Origin of the sequence: Azospirillum sp. B2RO_4, assembly GCF_051124815.1 — a bacterium.
Lineage (GTDB): Bacteria > Pseudomonadota > Alphaproteobacteria > Azospirillales > Azospirillaceae > Azospirillum.
Map to the genome: position 1 here is coordinate 410,816 of NZ_CP118487.1, position 16,816 is coordinate 427,631.

Consider the following 16,816-nt stretch of genomic DNA (forward strand, 5'->3'; position numbering starts at 1 on the left):
TGGGTGGCACGTCGCTCAAACAGCACGGCGGGGAGAAATTCCCGCACCCGCGAAGCCGCTTCCGCGAACGACCGCGCCTTTCTCCCGAAAGAGTGGTCAGACGGTCCGCGGGTGGTGCGGCAGATGGGCGAGCCGGCCGATCCGCTCGGCCACTTGAAGGGCCTCGACCACGTCGTCCAGCCGCCCGTCGCGCATCAGATTGTGCGCGTGGGTGTTCAGCGCGGCGACGACGGCCCGTTCATCGGACACCCCACGGGCCGGCTTCCCGTCGGGATCGAGCACGGTGGCGCCCAGCGCCGCCATGGCTTCCGCGGTCAGGTTCACGGCCTCGGACAAGGCCTCTTCGTCGTCGTCCGCTGCGGTCAGGATCGGTTCCAGAAGCTCCGCAAGGAGACGGGGGGTCATGGTGCTAATCCTCGGTGACATTCTAAGGCCGTCCCCTTCGACGTCGGTGCTGTGTGGTCTCCAGTACAACAGCCGAAACGAAGGAAAGGTCCGCCCGGCCGAGCTGTCCGAAGGCCGGCTTCCCGAAATATGGAAGAGGCGGCCGGACACCTGAAGCGACATGGGAACCGCACGCGCGGCAGGCAAGCGGAACCGGACGCCAACTGCACGAATGGGGGAAGAGAGGGGCGGCGATCCACCGCAGGAGGTGATGAGTTGTGGAAAATGCCTCCCGACTTCGCAAAAATACATTTGCATTCCGATTGCGATGCGCAGAAAGCGAGCAGAGTCCACCAGCAATCCAGGATAACGTTGCGATGGCCCTTCCGAACAGAGCATCCGGCATGGACGATCGGCAACCGATCGCGAAAGACCGCGAGCGCGCCCCCGTTGACGGAAGCGGTGGCGGGGGCCATCCTCCTGGTATGGACGAATTGACCCGACGCGTTGACCGGATGGAAACCATCCTTGACCAGATGGCGCCTACGCTCGCACGGATTGACGAGCGGTTGAAATCCCTGGCGACAAAAGAAGATGTCGCCAAAGTGGGGGAGCGTGTCGCCAAGGTCGAGGGCGCGGTCGAAAAGCTCCCGACCACACTTCATCTGCTGGGCTTCATCGTCAGCGTGCTGGCGCTCGCGGGAATCGCGAAGTTCCTGCATATCTGAGTTAGTTTCCTAACCAGTGCAGGGACTCACTCGATGAAATCCTCCCGGCTCAGCCCGTAGCGTTTCAGCTTGTCGTAGAAGGTCTTGCGCGGGATGTTCAGCGCCTCGATGGCGGCCTTCACGCTGCCGCGGTGGCGGGCGAGTTCCGACTGGATCAGCCCCTTCTCGAACAGGTCAACCTGCTCGGCCAGGGACAGCACCGACGGTGCCGATACCGGTGCCAGGGCCACATCCTCCAGCCCCAGCACGAAGCGGTCGGCGGCGTTGCGCAGTTCGCGGACGTTGCCGGGCCAATCCTGGCTCATCAGCCGCTGCATCTGCTCGCGGGTCGGCGTCCGCGGCTCGCGGTTGTAGCGGGCGGCGGCCTGGGCGACGAAATGCTGGAACAGCAGCGGGATGTCATCCCGCCGTTCCCGCAAGGGCGGGATGGTCAGCACCACCACATTCAGCCGGTAATAAAGGTCGGCGCGGAATTTCCCCTCGTCCGCCGCTTGGCGTAGGTCCGCCTTGGTGGCGGCGACCACCCGCAGATCGACCGGCACCTGCTCGTTCGACCCCAGCGGCTCGACCACCCGCTCCTGAATCACCCGCAGCAGCTTGACCTGCAGGGCCAGCGGCATGCTTTCGATCTCGTCCAGGAACAGGGTGCCGCCGCCGGCATGCTCGATCCGGCCGACCCGACGCTTGGTGGCCCCGGTGAAGGCGCCGGCCTCGTGCCCGAACAGCTCGCTCTCGAAGATCGTCTCCGGCATGGCGCCGCAGTTCAGCGCGACGAAGGGGTTCTTGCGCCGGCCGCTGGCGTCGTGCAGCGCGCGGGCGACCATCTCCTTGCCGGTGCCGGTCTCGCCGAACACCAGAACGTCGGCATCGGTGTCGGCGACCGCGGCGATGGTGGCGCGCAGCCGCTCGATGCCCGGCGTGCGTCCGACGATGGTCCCTGCCGGATCGGTTCCGCCGGCGATCTGCGCCCGCAGCCTGCGGTTCTCCAGCACCAGCCGCCGCTTCTCCACCGCGCGCCGGGCGATTTCGGTCAACCGGTCGGACGGGAAGGGCTTTTCCAGGAAGTCGTAGGCGCCGTTGCGCATCGCCTCCACCGCCATCGGCACGTCGCCATGGCCGGTGATCAGGATGACCGGCAGGTCGGGGTCGATTTCCCGCACCCGCGCCAGCAGGGCCAACCCGTCCATCTGCGGCATGCGCACATCGGTTACGAGGCAGCCCGGCCAGTCGCGGCCGAGATGGCGCAGGGCCCGCTCCGCCCCGTCGCAGGCCGTCACATCGAACCCCGCCAGCTCCAGCGCCTGCTGTCCGGCCAGCCGCACCGCCCGCTCGTCATCGACGAACAGCACGGCGCCGGCGGCCTCGGGAATGGACTGACTCATGTGGCCTGCTCCGTGGTGGTGAGCCGCAGGGTGAAGACGGCGCCTTGGCCGGGCTTCCCGTTGCGGTTGGCGGCGGTCAGGCTGCCGCCGAAATCCTCGACGATGCCGTGGCTGATCGACAGCCCCAGCCCCAGCCCCTCGCCGGCTTCCTTGGTGGTGAAGAAGGGGACAAACAGCCTGGGCAGATCGGCCTCGGCGATGCCGCCGCCGGTGTCGGCGACGCTCAGCAGCGCCTCGCCCTCCGCCGTGACCAGCCCGATGCGCAGGCGGCGCACCGGACAGCCGCGCATGGCGTCGGCTGCGTTGCCGATCAGATTGACAAGCACCTGCTGCAGCCGCACATCCTCCGCCACCACACGGATCGGCTGGTCGGGCAGATCGACCTCCACGGTGATGTCCTCGCGCCGCAGCTTGGATTCGAGCAGGGCAAGCGCCTGGGTCACCGCGCCCTGGACCGACACCGGCCCCAGCGTACCGGAGGCGCGGCGGGCGAAGCCCTTCAACTGGCGGGTGATCGCGGCCATGCGGTCGGTCAGTTCGGCGATCTCCGCCAGATTGCCGCGCACCGCGTCCATCCGCCCGCGCTCCAGCAGCACCACGGCATTGTCGGCGAAGCTGCGCATGGCGGCCAGCGGTTGGTTGATCTCGTGCGCGATGCCGGCAGACATCTGGCCCAGCGCCGCAAGCTTGGCCGCCTGGGTCAGCTCGTTCTCCGCAGCGCGCAGGTCGGCGGTGGCGGCGGCGACCCGGCGTTCCAGTTCCGCCCGCGATTCCTCCTGCAAGGCGATCCGCTCGACCAGAGCCACCCGGCGCAGCGCCACGGCATAGGCGGTGAGCGCCGCCATCGCCACGGCCGCCGCCGCCAGCAGCCCGGCGACCCAGGCGCGGGCGGTCACCGGATCCAGGCTGGTCAGGCTGTGCAGGGTCCAGTCGCCGCCGGGCATGGCGACGGAGGTCAGCAGATAGCGCCGCGGCCCGTCCTTCTCCTCCAGCGCGATGCGGTCGGAGGCGCCGCCGAAGGCCCAGGGCAGCACGTCCAGCCCCTCGCTGGTGCCCTCCGGCACGATGGGCAAGCTGATCGGCAGGCGGCGGGGCAGGGCATGGTAGCGCCAGGACGGCATGTTGGTGATGAACACCACGCCGTCGCGGTCGGTCACCAGCAGCTTTTCCTGCCCCGGCGTCCAGCCACGCTCCAGCCGGTCGAACCCCAGCTTCAGCACCACCGCCCCCACTGTGCGGTTTTCCGCCACCACCCGGTTCGCCGTGTAATAGCCCGGCACCAGCGAGGTGGTGCCCAGCGCGAAATGGTGACCTTCCCCCTGGTCCATCGCCATGCGGAAATAGGGACGGTAGGAGAAATTCTCACCCACGAAGCTGGCGGCGCCATTCCAGTTGCTGGCCGCCAGCGTCGTCCCCTTGGCGTCCATCACGTAAAGCGCGAGCGCATCCAGCGCCTGGGCGATGCCCTGCAGCTTGCGGTTCAGCCGGTCGACCGCAGCCGGCGTCGGGTTGACCAGAACGGCGCGCACCTCCTCATCCTGGGCCAACGCCAGGGGAACGGCGGCATGGCGCTCCAGCTCCGCCCGCAGGTTGGCGTTGTAGAGCGCCAATTGCGCCCGCGCGCTGTCCTTAAGATCGTCCAGCGCCACGGACGAGGCCCAGCCCGCCGCCAATGCCGCCGCCGCCGGAACGCCGAGCAGCAGCGCCACCATCAGCAGCCGGCGCGGCCGTTCCAGCGCACGGGCGACCAGTTGCGCCGCCGGCGACAGCGTCACGGACGGGGAGGGAAGGGCGGTCGAATCTGTCGCCGGGTCGGTCGGATTGCTAAGCAACGTCGCCCCTGATCATGCTGCGCCGCAACATTGATGCCGCAGCGCTGTAAAGTGTGCGGATTTTCGCACATCGCCGGACCCCATGTCGTGCGGATTCTCGCCCTCGGCCATTCGGCAAATGCTTGATGTTGCTGGATTCAGCAATTGGCCCACCGCTTGCTTTCACTGGCAATCAGTTGGGGGCCGCCCGCCCAGCCGGTGCAAATGCCGGACGAAAGAACGGGCACCCCGCCAGGAACGCCGTTCTGAGGAACGCCACGAGGAGAGCAGCATGAGCGCAGACGCGACCGCCGGCCGGCATGGCACGGTGAAGAAGCCCTTCTATACCAACCTGACCGTTCAGGTTCTGACCGCCATCAGCATCGGCATCCTGCTGGGGCACTTCTACCCGGCCATCGCCGTGCAGATGAAGCCGCTGGGCGACCTGTTCATCAAGATGGTCAAGATGGTGATCGGCCCGATCGTCTTCCTGACGGTGGTGACCGGCATCTCCTCGATCGGCAACCTGAAGAAGGTCGGCAAGGTCGGCGGCAAGGCCCTGCTGTATTTCGAGGTGGTGACCACCTTCGCGCTCGGCATCGGGCTGCTGGTCGTCAACCTCATCCGCCCCGGCGCCGGCATGAACATCCTGCCGGGTCAGCTGAAGGCCGACGCGGTGCAGAAATACGCCACCTCCGCCCACGAGCACGGCTTCATCGACTTCATCGTCGGCATCGTGCCCGACAATGTGGTCGGCGCCTTCGTTCAGGGCGACATGCTGCAGATCCTGTTCTTCGCCGTGGTGTTCGGCGTCGCGCTGTCCGCCATGGGCCAGAAGGGCAAGCTGGTCGAGGACATCTTCGACAAGATCGGCCATGCCCTGTTCGGCGTGATCGGCATCCTGATGCGTGTCGCCCCGGTCGGCGCCTTCGGCGCCATGTCCTTCACCATCGGCAAGTACGGCATCTCCTCGCTGACCGCGCTCGGCCAGCTGATGGCGTCGGTCTATCTCACCATGGCGATCTTCATCTTCGTCGTGCTGGGCGGCATCGCCAAGGCCTACGGCTTCAGCATCTGGAACTTCATCCGCTACATCCGCCAGGAACTGCTGATCGTGCTCGGCACCTCCTCCTCGGAGTCCGTGCTGCCGCGCATGATGGAGAAGATGCAGAAGTTCGGCTGCTCCAAGCATGTCGTCGGTCTGGTGATCCCCACCGGCTACTCGTTCAACCTCGACGGCACCTCGATCTACCTGTCGATGGCCGCGATCTTCATCGCCCAGGCCTTCAACGTCGATCTGACGATCTGGCAGCAGCTCTACATCCTCATCATCCTGATGCTGACCTCCAAGGGTGCGGCGGCGGTCACCGGCGGCGGCTTCGTCACGCTGGCCGCGACCCTGTCGGCCACCGGCGTCCTGCCGATCGAAGGTCTGGCCCTGCTGCTGGGCGTCGACCGCTTCATGTCGGAAGCCCGCGCGCTGACCAACCTGATCGGCAACGGCGTCGCCACCGTCGTCGTCGCCAAGATGGAAGGCGAGTTCGACGAGAGCAAGGCGGTCGCCGAATACCAGCAGCACTTCAAGGAGCCGGCTTTGGCCCGGATCTGACGACCTGCCGCAAACGCGCGGCACACATGCGGGCGACGGTTTTGGAAATTCCAAAGATGATCCATCCGGCCAGCATAAGGATCCTGTAAGGTAAGGGGGACGCTTCGATTTGGTTCGAATCGTCCCCCGTCCGTTTCGCGGGGCGGTTGGCGCAACAGTCCGAATGGGCTATAACCGCCAATCAGGTGAAGTGAACGCAAAGAATTAACCGAAATCTTGTTAACCGGAGGAAGAGACCCGATGTCCGGCGATTTTGAGGCGATGGCGCTTGAGTATCACCGCAATCCGCGGCCCGGTAAGCTGGCAGTAGTCGCGACCAAGCCCATGGCCAACCAGCGCGATCTGGCGCTGGCATATTCGCCGGGCGTTGCCCATGCCTGCACCGCCATCGCCGAGGATCCGTCGAAGGCGGCGGAGCTGACGGCACGCGCCAATCTGGTGGCCGTTGTCACCAACGGCACCGCCGTGCTGGGCTTGGGCAACATCGGGCCGATGGCCGCCAAGCCGGTGATGGAAGGCAAGGCCGTCCTCTTCAAGAAGTTCGCCGGCATCGACTGCTTCGACATCGAGCTGAACGAGTTGGATGTCGATGGTCTGGTCGATACCATCGTCCGGCTGGAGCCGACCTTCGGCGCCATCAATCTGGAAGACATCGCCGCCCCCGCCTGTTTCGAGATCGAGCGCCGCTGCCGCGAGCGCATGAAGATCCCGGTGTTCCACGACGATCAGCACGGCACCGCCATCGTGGTGGGTGCCGCCGTGCTGAACGGTCTGGCGCTGGTCGGCAAGGACATCTCCAAGGTCAAGGTGGTTTCCACCGGCGGTGGCGCGGCCGGCATCGCCTGCCTCGACCTGATGCTGTCGCTGGGCGTGCGCCGCGAGAATGTCTGGCTGGTCGACCGCATCGGCGTGGTCCACAAGGGCCGCAACGAGGAGATGAACGAGTACAAGGAAGCCTACGCCCACGTCACCGAGGCGCGCACGCTCTCCGACGTCATCGACGGCGCCGACATCTTCCTCGGCCTGTCCGGCGCCAAGGTGCTGAAGCCGGAGCTGCTGGCCCGCATGGCCGACAAGCCGCTGATCCTGGCGCTCGCCAACCCGGAGCCGGAGATCATGCCGGATCTGGCCCGTGAGGCGCGTCCCGACGCCATCATCGCCACCGGCCGCTCCGATTTCCCCAATCAGGTCAACAACGTCCTGTGCTTCCCCTTCATCTTCCGCGGCGCGCTGGACGTCGGCGCCACCACGGTGAACGAGGAGATGAAGATCGCGGCGACCCACGCCATGGCCAATCTCGCCCGCGCCGAACCGTCGGACGTGGTGGCTGCGGCCTATGTCGGTGAATCGCTGCGCTTCGGCCCGGACTACATCCTGCCCAAGCCCTTCGATCCCCGCCTGATCGTCGAAGTGTCGTCGGCCGTCGCCAAGGCCGCCATGGACAGCGGCGTCGCCACCCGGCCGATCGCCGATTTCCGCGCCTACCGCGACCAGTTGAACCAGTATGTCATCCGCTCCGGCCTGTTCATGAAGCCGGTCATCACCAAGGCCAAGACCGCGCCCAAGCGCGTCGTCTATGCCGAAGGCGAGGACCCGCGCGTGATCCGCTGTGCCCAGGTGGTGGTCGATGACGGCATCGCGCATCCGGTGCTGATCGGCCGCCGCGAGGTGATCGAACGGGTGATCGGCGAGATGGGCCTGCGCCTGAAGATCGGCCAGGACGTGGAGGTCATCGAGATCATCCGCGACCCGCGCTATCACAACTTCACTGAGCACTTCCGCAAGCTGATGGGCCGCCGCGGCGTGTCGCCCGCCCATGCCGCCAACGTCGTCCGCACCCAACCGACCGTCTTCGGCGCCCTGATGGTCCGCCGCGGCGAGGCCGACGCGCTGGTCTGCGGCACCACCGGCCGCTTCAACGAGCATTGGGCGCACATTTGCGGCCTGATCGGCCTGCGTGACGGCGTCAAGGTCGCCGCGACGATGAACGCGCTGATCTCGCAGAAGGGCGTCCATTTCATCACCGACACCTACGTCAACCCCGACCCGACCGCCGAGCAGGTGGCCGAGATCGCCCGGCTGGCGGCGGACGAGGTGATGCGCTTCGGCATCGAGCCGAAGGTGGCCCTGCTGTCCCACTCCAACTTCGGCAGCGCCGACACGCCGTCGGCCCGCAAGATGCGCGCTGCGGTGGAACTGGCCTGGAAGCAGATGCCGGATGTCGAGATCGACGGCGAGATGCATGCCGACGCCGCTCTCGCCCCCGCCATCCGCAAGGAGCTGCTGCCCGACAGTCCGCTGAAAGGCGAGGCGAACCTGCTGGTGATGCCGACGCTGGATGCCGCCAACATCGCCTTCAACATGATGAAAATCCTGGGCGAGGCACAGAACGTCGGCCCGATCCTGCTGGGCGTCCAGCGGCCGGTCCACATCGTCACCCCGTCTGTCACCACCCGCGGCCTGGTCAACATGACCGCTGTCGCCGTGGTCGACGCCCAGCTCGCCGAACCGGTCAACGCTGCCCCGACCCCGCCGGCGGGCGTGGAAGCGTAAATCAGGGACGACAGGGGCGCGGTGTTCGCCGCGCCCCATTTCCCTGCATCCAATTCGTGCTATCCCTTACCCGTAGCCAACCAATCCGGCACGGGGCATGAGCAACAAGCGCGATTCTGGCCAGCGCAAATCCGGCAATTCCGCTGCCGCCACCGCCGCGGCGCTGGTCGGGCAGGCCGTGCCGCTGCACCAGGCGGGCCGCTTGGCCGACGCCGAAGCTCTCTACCGACAGGCGGTCGCCACCCAGCCGCGCCAGCCGGATGCCCTGCATCTGCTCGGCATGATCGCCTGCCAGACCGGCCGCTTTGCTGAGGCCGCCGAGCTGATCGGGCAGGCGGTGGCGGCCAAGCGCGACGTTGCCGATTACCACGCCAATCTCGCCTACGCCCTCCAGGCGCTCGGCCGCTCGGCGGAGGCGGAACGCGCCGCCCGCAACGCCCTGCGCCTGCGCCGCCCGTTCCCGGAGGCCGCCAACACGCTGGGCAACGCCCTGAACGCCCAAGGCAAGGCCGCCGAGGCCGCCGAGGCCTACCGTGTCGCCCTGCGCGCCCGTCCCGACTATGCCGAGGCGGAGGGCAACCTGGGTGCCGTGCTGCGCAGCCTCGGCCGCTCGGCGGAGGCGGAACCGCTGTTGCGCCACGCGCTCGCCGCCAATCCCGCACTGACGGAGGCGCGTGCCGCTTTGGGCCTTGCCCTGCTCGACCTCGGGCATGCCGACGAGGGGGAGGCGGCGTTGCGGGCCGTGCTGGCCCGCCGGCCGGATCATGCCGCGGCAGCTCTGGCATTGGCCGGATCGCGGCAACGCCGGGGCGGGGACGCGGAGCCGGCCTATCGCCGCTACCTGACGCTGGAACCGGCGGATGCCGAGGGCTGGAACGCTTACGGTCTTGCCCTGCAAGCCGCCGACCACATCGGACCCGCCGCCGATGCCTTCGCCCGCGCCCTGCGGCTCGACCCGACTATGGCGGAGGCGATGACCAATCTCGGCACCATCCGCCGCCTGCAGGGACAGGCCGCGGTCTCCGCCGAGTTGCAGCGCCGGGCGCTGGACCTGCGCCCCGGATATGCCGCCGCCCATACGAATCTGGCGCTTGCCCTTCAGGATCTGGGCGACGAAGCCGGCGCGGAGCGGGAGTTCACCAATGCCCTGGACGCCGACCCGGCGCAGGCGCTCGCCCGCTTCAACCGCGCCATCCTGCGCCTGCGGCAAGGCCGATTGGCCGAGGGATGGGAAGATTACACCGTCCGCTTCGAGTCCGGACGCCTGCGCCCGAGACGCCCTTTCAACATCCCGGAATGGGAGGGGGGCGAGCTTGCCGGGCGCCGCCTGCTGCTGTGGGCCGAGCAGGGGCTGGGCGACGAACTCATGTTCGGCTCCCTTCTGCCGGAAGGCCTGTCGCGTTTCCCCGATGCCATCGTCGAATGCGAACCCCGGCTGGTCCCGCTGTTCCAGCGCTCCTTTCCCGGCACCACGGTGCGAGCACCGACGCGGCGGCCGGACGATGCCGACTGCCACCTGTCCTTCGGCTCGCTGCCGCGCCTGCTGTGGAAGACCGCTCCAGTCACGCTCCCGCCCGCCGGCTGGTTGAAGCCGGATCCGGAGAGGGTGACGGCATGGCGGTCGCGGCTGGACGCGCTCAGCCCGGGCCTGAAGGTCGGCATCGCCTGGACCAGCCAACGCCTCACCACCGAGCGGCGGCAATCCTATACGGAGTTGAAGGAGTGGGCTCCGCTGCTTCGCCTGCCCGGCATCCATGCCGTCAGCCTGCAATATGACGGACGCGAGGAAGAGATCGCTGCCGTCGAGGAGCGCATTGGCCGGCCCATCCACCGTTGGCCCGACCTCGACCAGATCGCCGATCTGGAGGGCACCGCCGCCCTGATGGCGAACCTGGATCTGGCGATCACCGTCGCGTCCTCCGCCGGGGAAATGGCGGCGGCGCTGGGCCTGCCGGTCTGGCGGCTGTGCCGGCGCGACTGGACCCAACTCGGCACCGCGGTACGTCCCTGGTTCCCCACCATGCGCTGCATCCATCCCGATGGGGAGGCCGGCATCGCTGGCACTATTCCCAAGGCTGTACAGATGCTTACCAGACTTTCCGCAGGTGATCTGTGAGCGTGTCCGACTGGTTTGCCGAGGCGCTGCGCCACCATCAAGCCGGCGCTCTGGCCGCAGCCGAACCCCTGTACCGACGCGTATTGGATGCCGAACCGCGCCATTCCGACGCCCTGCATCTGCTGGGCGTGCTAAACCACCAGCGCAACGACAACGCTCAAGCCATTGCTCTGATTGATAAAGCGGTTGAGATCGCGCCGGAGGTGGCGGATTATCACGCCAATCGGGGCATCGTTCTGCAGCGGCTTGGCCGCCTGAAGGAAGCTGAGGTGGCGCAGCGCGGCGCGCTGGAGCGCGACCCCACCCATGTCGGCGCCCATTTCAATTTGGGGCTGGTGCTGGCGGCGCAAGGCCGGCTGGCGGAAGCTGCCGCCGAGTATGCCGAGGCCGCCCGGCTGTCTCCCGGCTTGGCCGACGCCCATCTGAATCTCGGTGCCGCCCTGCAGCAGATCGGCCGGGCGGAAGAGGCCTTGGCGGCCCACGCCCGCGCCGCGGACCTGCTTCCCGGCGACCCGCGCCCCTGGACCAACCGGGCCGTCAGCCTTCAGCATCTCGGTCGTGTGAAGGAGGCAGCCGACGCCTTGCGCATGGCGGCGACGCTGGGCGGCGGCAGCTCCGACCCCACGGCGCTGTCCGCTCTCGCCGCCGCGCTCCATGCCGCCAGACGGATGGAGGACGCGGCGGAGCGTTACGCCGACGCCCTTCGCGTCCATCCGCGTGATGCGTTCTCCCTCAATGGGTTGGGGCTCTGTCTTAAGGCGCTTGGTCAACTGGATGATGCCGCCGCCTGCTTCGATGCGGCCACCGCCATCCAGCCCGATCACGCCGATGCGCTGGACAATCTCGGCAGCATCCGCAACGCCCAGAACCGGCATGCCGAGGCGGAGTCCCTGCACGGGCAAGCGATCCGCCACCGTCCCGACTTCGCCGGCGCCTGGAACAATCTCGGCAATGCCCGCCACGCCGCCGGCCGCACGTCCGACGCCTGGAGGGCTTGGCATGTGGCGCTCACTCTCGATCCCGCCCTGCCGGAAACCCACACCAACCTGGGCAACGCCCTGCGCGGCGCAGAGTATTTCACCGGGGCCGAGCGGTCGCAATGCCGCGCAATCCGGCTCGCGCCGCTGGAGGCGCCCGCCCGCAACAACCTGGGTCATCTGCGCCAGGGCCGGCACGACCATGCCGGCGCCGCCGACTGCTACCGCAGCGCACTGGCGCTGGACCCCGCCTTTGGCGAGGCCTGGAGCAATCTGGGGCTGGCCCGCCAGCGGTTGGGCGACAATGCCGGGGCGGAACGATGCTATGACCGGGCACTGACGCTGCGGCCCGACTTGTCGCTGGCTCACTTCAACAAGGGTCTGCTGCGGCTGGAGGCCGGCGATCTCGACCAAGGCTGGCCCGGTTACGCCTGGCGCTTCGGCTCGGGACAGGTCGGGCAGGGCCGCCATCCGCGCACCCAGGCGTGGCGCGGGGAGGATTTGACCGGCCGCCGCCTGATGATCTGGGGCGAGCAGGGGGTGGGCGACAGCATCCTGTTCTCCGCCCTCTGCCCGGAATTGGCCGGCCGCGCCGTTTCCACCATCCTGGAGGTCGACCGCCGGCTGGTGCCGCTGTTCGCCCGCTCCTTCCCGACCCTGCGGGTGCGGGCGGAGGCGCTGGACGCGCAGGGGCGGGAGGCGATGGCGATCCCCGACTACGACCGCCATGTGCCGATGGGCTCCTTGCCCCGCGTCCTGCGCCGCCGGCTGACCGATTTTCCGCCGCGCCCGTCCTGGCTGGTGCCCGACGCCGGGCTGGTGGAGCGCTGGCGCGGACGCCTTGCGGCGCTGGGCCCCGGATTGCGCGTCGGCATCGGCTGGCGCAGCCAGATGATGACGGCGGAGCGCCGCGCCGCCTATCTGCCGCTGGATGCCTGGGCGCCGCTGTTCGCATTGCCCGGCATCCAGTGGGTGGTGCTGCAATATGGCGATGTGGAGGCGGAGGTCCGGCAGGCGGAACAGCGCTTCGGCATCCGCCTGCACCGCTGGGACGATCTCGACCGCAAGGACGATTTCGACGGCGTCGCCGCCCTGATCGCCGGGCTGGACCTCGTCATTTCACCCGCCATGTCGGTCGGCGAACTGGCCGGCGCGCTCGGCACCCCGGTCTGGCGCTTCGGCACCCGCGACTGGACGCAGTTGGGGGCAGGGGTCCGCCCCTGGTACCCGTCGATGCGCGTCTTCCAGCCCCGCCCCGGCGAGCCGCTGTCGGCGACGATGGCCGACATGGCCTGTGCGCTGCGATCCCTCTCCCGATTATCGGGCGCGTCACGCCATGCGCCCCCCTCACCCGACCCTCTCCCCGAGGAGGAGAGGGTATCCGCGGAGGCGGAGAGGTTGGCGGCACAGGCGGTCGCCCTGCACCGGCAAGGCCGCCTGCCGGATGCCGAAGCCCTCCACTGCAGGGCCGTGGCAGCCTCTCCGACCCACCCGGCCGCCTGGACCAACGGCGGGCTCACCCTGCTCCGGCTTGGCCGCGTCGACGCCGCCATCCAGTGGCACCGGCGCGCGGTGGCACTGAACCCGGCCTTTGCGGAAGCCTGGGCCAACCTCGGCGTGGCGCTCCAGGCCGGCGGGTCTCCGGCAGAGGCCGCGACGCTGCACCGCCGGGTCGTACGGCTGCGTCCTCTGCTGGCCGAAGGCTGGGGCAACCTCGCCGCCGCCCTGCTCGCCGCCCGGCGCTTCGCCGAGGCGGAGACCGCCTGCATCCGCGGCGCAGTCCTGGCGCCGAGCCTTGCCGGCCTGCTGACCACCGCCGGCGCCGCAATGAAGGGGCAAGGGCGTTTCGCCGAGGCTGCCCGCCAGTGTCGCCACGCATTGCGCATCGCGCCGGCTTCGGCCAAGGGCTGGTCGAACCTCGGCATGGCCCTGGCCGGGCTTGGTCGCCGGAACGACGCCCTCAACGCCCACCAGTGCGCACTGGCGCTCGCTCCCGACCTGCCGGACGTGCTGGTCAACCACGGCCACACGCTGCTGATGCGGGGAGAGCGTCGGCTCGCCCGCGACTGGACCGAACGGAGCCTGCGGCTGGCGCCGGGCAGGGCCGATGCCCGGATGAACCGCGCCCTGCTGCGCCTGGCCGAGGGCGACCTGACCGGCGGCTGGGACGACTACGCCCGCCGCTTCGCCACCGGCGATACCGTATCCCGCCGCCTCACCGTCCCGGAATGGCAGGGGGAGCCTCTGGCCGGCCGCCGTATCCTGGTGTGGGGTGAGCAGGGGGTGGGCGACGAAATCATGTTCGGAACGGCGCTGCCCGACCTGCTCCGCCAATCCGGCCGGCTGATCGTCGAATGCGATCCGCGCCTGACCGGCCTGTTCGCCCGCGCCCTTCCTGGGGCGGAGGTTCGCGCGCCGACGGCGGACCCGCGTGACGCCGACTGCCATGCGCCCATGGGCAGCATCGCCGCGCGGCTGCGCTCGACCCTGCGGCAATTTCCCTCAGCCGCTCCGCTCTTCACCGCCGATCCGCGGTTGGCGGCGGAATGGCGCGGCCGGCTGGCGGCCCTCGGTCCCGGCCTGCGTGTCGGCATCTGCTGGCGAAGCAGCCGCATGACCGCTGACCGGGCGGGCGCATACAGCCGGATCGACCAATGGGGACCGGTCCTCGCCCTGCCCGGCGTAACCTTCGTCAGCCTGCAATATGACGGGAAGGCGGCGGAGCGCGAGGAGGCCCTGCACCGCTTCGGCACCGTGTTGCACCATTGGCCCGATCTGGATCAGCGCAACGATCTGGAGGGGGTGGCGGCGCTGATGTCCGGTCTCGACCTCGTGATCTCCGCCCCGACCGCGGTGGGAGAACTGGCCGCCGCCCTCGGAATCCCGGTCTGGCGGATCGCAGGGGCCGGCGACTGGTCGGCCCTGGGGACGGCGGTGCGGCCCTGGTTTCCATCCATGGCGCTGGCCGGCCATGCCGATGACCATGACGTGACCCTGGCGGCGGTCGCGCAACGCCTGCAGCGCCTCGCCGAAGGGGCCCCTGGCCATTGCCCATGACCATCGCCCCTGACCAACGGATGGGGAGGCCCACGCAATTCCGCATTGCGATTCCGGAGCCGCCCCTTTATCGACTATGGCCGCCGGGCGCCACGCAGGGTGGATGACCCGGCGCCCGCGCCGTCGTAAGCTGTTTCCTGCCTGACGGTGACGGATGGGTTCAGGACGGGGTTTCGGAGCTGGGTTTGAGGGAAAGGACGGTCGGTGCGGTCTGAGGACGCTCTTGCCAACATAGACGTCGCGGTGCTTGCCGGCGGGTTGGGCACGCGCATCCGGGGCGTTCTGGGTGACACGCCGAAGGTCCTGGCCCCGATTGCGGGCCGCGCCTTCCTCGGCCATCTCCTGGATTACCTGTCGACCTACGGATCGCGCCGGGTGGTTCTGTGCCTGGGCCATCTGGCCGACCGGGTGACCGCATGGCTCGCCCGCGGCGATTCCGCCGGCACCATCGACGTGGTCTGCCAGATTGAGCCGCGCCCGCTCGGCACGGCGGGTGCGCTCGGCTATGTCCGCAAGGAACTGCGCAGCAGCACCATCCTGGTGGTGAACGGCGATACCTTCCTCGACGCCGACCTGCGCGCCTTCATCGCCTCGCACCGCCTGTCGGGGGCGGAGGCGTCGGTGCTGTGCGTGACGGTGGAGGACGCCTCCCGCTTCGTGCGGGTGGAGATCGGTCCCGACAGCCGCGTCCGCCGTTTCCTGGACAAGGCGCCGGGGGCGGGCACCATCAATGCCGGCGTCTATCTTTTCTCCGCCGCCTTCCTCGACCGCTTCATCGCGGCGGGTGCGGTATCGCTGGAACGCGACGTGCTGGAGAAGCTGCCGCCCGGCACGCTGAACGCCCATGTCGCCAAGGCCCGCTTTCTCGACATCGGCACGCCGGAAAGCCTCGCAACCGCCGCCAGCGTCATCGCCGGCCGCGAGTCCTGACGGGGAGGCCGGTCGGGAGTCCCGTCCGGCCGCAATTTACCCCCGCGCACGCGACCGTCTGCCACTGGACTCGGGCAAAGTGCCGGGCCAAGATGCGCACCGACTCGGCACCGTGCGCAGAAGTTCTTGCGCCGGGGCCGGGCCGCCACGCCGATTTCTCCGGACCCGTGCCATGGCCGTCATCCTCATCCGCGCCGACGCGTCGCCGACCATCGGCACCGGCCATGTCATGCGCTGTCTCGCCGTGGCCGAAGCCCTGCGCGACCAGGGGCACGAGGCGCTGTTCGCCGCTGTCGAATCCACCCCCGCCATCGAACGCCGGCTGTCGGCGGACGGCTTCCGCCATGTCTCCATCGCCGGGCCGGTGGGGCAGGCGGCGGATCTGGCCGCCACCCGTTCGCTCCTGCGCCGGGAGCATGGCACGGCCGTGATGCTCGACGGCTACCGTTTCGGCGAAGCCTACCGCGTCGGGCTGCAGGCCGCCGGTGCGCGGGTGCTGGCCTGGGACGATCTGGGCGACGGCACGCCGCTGCATGCCGACTTCGTCGTCAACGCCGCACCGCAGGCGGCGGCCCTGCCTTATGAGGCGATGGCACCTGGCGCCGTCCTGCTGCTCGGCCCCGGCTATGCGCCCTTGCGGCGGGAGGTTCGGCTGGCGGCGCAGGAACCGCGGCGGACCATCGCCGACCGGCCGGTTCTGCTGGTGACCTTCGGCGGCTCCGACCCGCTCACCCTGACCGGGCCGGTCGTGCAGGCGCTGGCGAAGGAGCGGCCCGACGGCTGCCGCATCGTCGCCGTCGTCGGCGGCAGCAATCCCCAAGCCACCATGGTGGCGGCCGAACTGGCGGCGCTCGCCGCCGATGGCGTTTCCGTGGAGATCGACTGCCCGCGCATGGGCGCGCTGATGGCCGACTGCGGTCTGGCGGTCTCCGCCGGCGGCGGCACCATGGGGGAACTCGCCGCGCTGGCGGTGCCGACCCTGCTGGTGGTCACCGCCGACAATCAGGCTGTGGCGAGCGGCGACGCCGCCGAACTCGGCTGGTGCACCGCCGTGGACGCCCGCGGCTGCGATCCCGCCAAGGCGGCGGCGGTCATCGCCGGGCGGGCGCTCTCCCTGTGGGCCGATGCGGGACAACGCCAGCGCATGCAGGATGCCGCCGCGGCGCTGCCGCTGGACGGCGACGGGGCCGTGCGCATCGCCAGCGCCCTGACCGACCCGGCCCCCAGATCCGGCAACGCCGCCCGGCGGCGGACGGCGCTTGCCTGAGG

10 protein-coding genes are annotated in these 16,816 nt (G+C 69.2%); 7 read left to right on the top strand and 3 right to left on the bottom strand.

Annotation, left to right across the window (positions count from 1 at the left end; translation table 11 throughout):
* Positions 1-96: 96 nt before the first annotated feature.
* The gene (locus PWS46_RS19390) at positions 97-405 is read right to left on the bottom strand and encodes a hypothetical protein (protein WP_434622116.1); all 309 of its coding nucleotides are present in this window, start codon (positions 403-405) and stop codon (positions 97-99) included.
* Between the two features lie 383 nt (positions 406-788).
* Here PWS46_RS19390 and PWS46_RS19395 point away from each other — a divergent pair, with 383 nt between their 5' ends.
* Positions 789-1,112, top strand: a complete 324-nt coding sequence (locus PWS46_RS19395) for a hypothetical protein (RefSeq protein WP_434622118.1) — start codon at positions 789-791, stop codon at positions 1,110-1,112.
* Positions 1,113-1,138: 26 nt separating this feature from the next.
* Here PWS46_RS19395 and PWS46_RS19400 read toward each other — a convergent pair whose 3' ends face one another.
* Positions 1,139-2,494, bottom strand: a complete 1,356-nt coding sequence (locus PWS46_RS19400) for a sigma-54-dependent transcriptional regulator (protein ID WP_434622120.1) — start codon at positions 2,492-2,494, stop codon at positions 1,139-1,141.
* Positions 2,491-4,326 carry an ATP-binding protein gene (locus tag PWS46_RS19405; protein ID WP_434622122.1) on the bottom strand — a complete coding sequence of 612 codons (1,836 nt, stop codon included), beginning with the start codon at positions 4,324-4,326 and terminating at the stop codon, positions 2,491-2,493. Before PWS46_RS19405 ends, PWS46_RS19400 begins: the two co-directional genes overlap by 4 nt.
* Positions 4,327-4,597: 271 nt before the next feature.
* On the opposite strand from PWS46_RS19405, the gene PWS46_RS19410 reads away from it, so the two are divergent.
* From PWS46_RS19410 to pseG, 6 genes are all read left to right on the top strand, one after another.
* A complete protein-coding gene (locus PWS46_RS19410; protein WP_434622124.1) occupies positions 4,598-5,914 on the top strand; it encodes a dicarboxylate/amino acid:cation symporter in 1,317 nt (438 codons plus the stop codon).
* A 240-nt stretch (positions 5,915-6,154) separates the two neighbouring features.
* Complete coding sequence (locus PWS46_RS19415; protein ID WP_434622126.1) at positions 6,155-8,467, top strand: NADP-dependent malic enzyme; 2,313 nt, start codon at positions 6,155-6,157, stop codon at positions 8,465-8,467.
* Positions 8,468-8,564: 97 nt separating this feature from the next.
* On the top strand, positions 8,565-10,583 hold the full coding sequence (locus PWS46_RS19420; protein ID WP_434622128.1) for a tetratricopeptide repeat protein: 2,019 nt from the start codon (positions 8,565-8,567) through the stop codon (positions 10,581-10,583).
* Between the two features lie 2 nt (positions 10,584-10,585).
* Entirely contained in the window at positions 10,586-14,617 is a 4,032-nt protein-coding gene (locus PWS46_RS19425) for a tetratricopeptide repeat protein (protein WP_434622130.1), read from the top strand.
* A gap of 204 nt (positions 14,618-14,821) precedes the next feature.
* On the top strand, positions 14,822-15,547 hold the full coding sequence (locus PWS46_RS19430) for a nucleotidyltransferase family protein (RefSeq protein WP_085083645.1): 726 nt from the start codon (positions 14,822-14,824) through the stop codon (positions 15,545-15,547).
* Positions 15,548-15,719: 172 nt separating this feature from the next.
* On the top strand, positions 15,720-16,814 hold the full coding sequence (gene pseG / locus PWS46_RS19435) for a UDP-2,4-diacetamido-2,4,6-trideoxy-beta-L-altropyranose hydrolase (RefSeq protein WP_434622132.1): 1,095 nt from the start codon (positions 15,720-15,722) through the stop codon (positions 16,812-16,814).
* The last annotated feature ends 2 nt before the right edge of the window (positions 16,815-16,816 follow it).